At 35.4% G+C, this 3,214-nt stretch carries 2 protein-coding genes; one reads left to right on the top strand and one right to left on the bottom strand.

Annotation, left to right across the window (positions count from 1 at the left end):
• Positions 1–200: 200 nt before the first annotated feature.
• The gene (locus ACFE90_RS37345) at positions 201–767 is read left to right on the top strand and encodes a hypothetical protein (RefSeq protein WP_375507268.1); all 567 of its coding nucleotides are present in this window, start codon (positions 201–203) and stop codon (positions 765–767) included.
• Between the two features lie 102 nt (positions 768–869).
• Here the strand turns inward: ACFE90_RS37345 and ACFE90_RS37340 are convergent, their stop codons facing one another.
• A complete protein-coding gene (locus ACFE90_RS37340) occupies positions 870–2,201 on the bottom strand; it encodes an HlyD family secretion protein (RefSeq protein ID WP_375507267.1) in 1,332 nt (443 codons plus the stop codon).
• Positions 2,202–3,214: the final 1,013 nt, after the last annotated feature.

Raw genomic sequence — 3,214 nt, 5'->3', positions numbered from 1 at the left:
TTAGCTGGGGGAGGGAAAGTCGTAGTGAAGTCCAGAAATTGGATAATTTATTTTTTGGAGTTCCCTAAGCACAAAAGGCTGACTGTAACGTAGTTTGTGAAGTTTTGTAAAGAATTGGCTGACTCTGCATAAAACCATAAGCGGGAGTTGATAAGTCAACAGACACTTATTGTCCACTTACTAGGCAGGATTTTTTTATCATGAAAAAAGTGTTTGCATTAATTGAAAAAGAATCAGCCAAATTTGCTCAATTACCCTTTTTTGAGTTTTTAGTCAATAAAAGCATTGCTTTTATACAAAGATTATCTTTTGCTCTTTGTTTTGCACTTTTTGTAATGGGATATAGAGATTTCAAGAAATTTGTTTGCTTAAAAGAAGCAACAGTTAACCCCATTCAATATATTCTTAACAACCAAAACCGTGGAGAAGAGAATAATTGGATATGGTTTTTAAAAGATTTAGAATACTTGCCTTTTAACTTATTTTTAAATTTCGCTGACTCTTTAAAACTTATTTCTAGAAAACTAATTTATGAACTATATCAGCAAACTTTTCAAGTAAATCCCATTTGTCGAGGAAGGCAGGAAGAAAACTGCCCTCCACCTACTACCTTAGTTGATAAAATTTTTGAACTTTTTACAGCCTTGGCAGATATGCTAGTCAATTTCGCTGAAGAATATAATATTAAACAATTATTAACTCAAAGTTTCAATGGCTCCGACTTGGCTCAGTTACCGTGCGGGAAGAAAGCTACAGTCAGGGTTTAAATTCCCTTATGTAACTCTCTTCTCTAGGAGACGCTGGGCGAACAATGTGTGAATTTTGAATTATTATAGTGCTACTTAATAGCGTGAAATACAGGAAGGAATCTACACATCCGTTAGCAGTCGTGCTTTTCTCAAAATAAATGTTAATAGGGTTTCTTTTTTGGAAATGATTTCAGCTGTAACTTCCATCCCTGCTTTAATAGGATAAGATTTATCGCTCCTTTTTAAATAAAGTTTCTCTGGCTCAATTGTCACTTCATAGTAAGGCACAATTGGAATGTTGCCGTTACCTTGAGATATAATGGCATCGGCACTAATGCCTCTGACAGCACCTTTGAGGATGCCATAATCTGGGTAAGGATAAGCAGAAAGACGCATTTGTACTTGCCCCTCTGGACATTTTGCTACTTGTGCGACTTTACACACCTGCACTTTGCTAATATCTGAGGAAGCAACACGGGCTTTGATTACGAAAGGGGCATTGTTAGGAGCAATTTGAGCGATCGCATCCCCAACACGAACAACTTGCCCAGCATTTCTTAATTCTAGTTTCAGGATAGTACCGCCCTCAGAGGTACGAATTACTGTTTTTTGCAGTTCCATAAAAACTTGTTTAAGTTCTTGTTGAGCGCTGCTAATTTGGTTTTGGATTTCAACTTGACGCCTGATGAGTTCCTCTTTCTCTTTATTCAATTGAGCAATAGTAGACTCACCCTTCGTCAACTCTTGGGAAATACGTTCTTGTGCGATCGCCACATTAGCATCACTGGGATTAAGTGCAGCTTTAGCCCGTTCGAGTCTAGCAGTAGCAGCTTTAAAAGCTTGTTCTTTTTCTTTAATATCGAGAACGGCGATCCCCCCTTCTCCCACATTCTGATATCGCTTCAGTTCCTCTTTAGCTAATTCGACAGAGGCTTCTATTTCTGCTACATCTGCCTTACTTGTGATTTGTCTATCTTGATAATCTCTTTGGTTGCGACTTAAGTCTGCTTTGGCGGATGCGATCGCCTGCCTCATTGCATTAGACTCAGCAGCCATTTGATTTTCTAAGGCTTTTAGTTGTGCATCAATTTGCGCTCGTTGTAACTGATTCTGTTCGATAGTTCCGAGTAGTTGGCTTTTTTTAGTTTGCAATTGGGAGTTGTCGATGAAGGCGATCGTATCTCCCTTTTTCACAACTTGATTTTCTTTCACTTTGATGCTTGTCACCGTTCCCTCAGATGCTGCTTGCACTAACCGGATTTCTCCGGTTGGGCGGACGGTAGCATCAGCTTTTACTATGATGTTGTATTGAAATACACTAGCAAGGCTGAAGGCAGCGCCAACACTTCCAATTAAAAATATTCCTCCCAACCTCGTCCATATACTGACTGAGGGAAGATATTCGTCGTTTTGGACTAGGCGGAGAAAGTCTGGTTGGGGGTCAATGAGCATGAACGCTAAAAAACATTTTGGTTACGTAAATAATCTAGCAAAAAAATCTACTTAGCGTTAGCGTGATAATCAAGATTTAGGTAGATACAAAAAAATAAAAGCTCTCTTCTGTTGCAAGAAGATTTTTGGCAAAAATCTCATAATTTTGGCGTTTTTGCCTTTCAGGGCGAAAGCGGCAGCTTTTACTTTTATTACTGATAAGTCCGTTATCTGTATATAGTTAGTATGTAAATACAAGGTTTCTATACAGCTAAGTCTACATAACAATTAGGCATTTCAGTACGAACATCAAATCTTTATAATCTTTATCTAAAATTTTATCTTTTCTTTATTTATTTACAAAAAAATGGTATAACATCTACAACTTTTTTATAACTACATTTTCATTTATAAAAGATTAAGTGAATTTACGCTATTCCATATTAAAATAATTTATATAAATTCATTTTAGCTTTGTATATAAAAGTTTAGTATAAAGTATTTTTACGTAAAAGCACTTACTTGTAAATGCATAACCCCAGTTGTGAGATTTATTTCTTGCTTGAGTACAACTTGTATAACAAATATACCGAATTTACTAAGTTTGTCTTGGAATACGGTTATTTGCGTGATTCGTCAGTATTAATACTAAATATGTTTAACTTATGTATTTTCGGAAAAAATACATCTTTTAGTTAGCCATATTTATATGAATATGAATATTGGCGCTATCTGCTATTTTTTGATTATTGAAATTTTCTAACTAAATTTGTATAAAGAGTAACCATGTAGTATATTTCTTGAAAATGTGTAATACATATTTCTTAAAAAAATAATTGCTTGACCTATTGAGCAAGAGTCGTATAATACTTTTAGCGGGACAAAAAAGTAATTAAATATACTCTTTAAATGTTTATATTAATTACTTTGAAGTGACGCGATTTTAACCTCAACAATCAAGCGAGAACTAAGATTATGGAAAGCACATTATTCACTACCTTAAGCGTTACCGAAGAAGCTACTTTGTCTGGTGG

The sequence above is a fragment of the uncultured Nostoc sp. genome (genome assembly GCF_964245445.1).
In the GTDB taxonomy this organism is placed as follows: domain Bacteria; phylum Cyanobacteriota; class Cyanobacteriia; order Cyanobacteriales; family Nostocaceae; genus Nostoc.
This window is presented reverse-complemented; position numbering and strand designations above follow the sequence as displayed.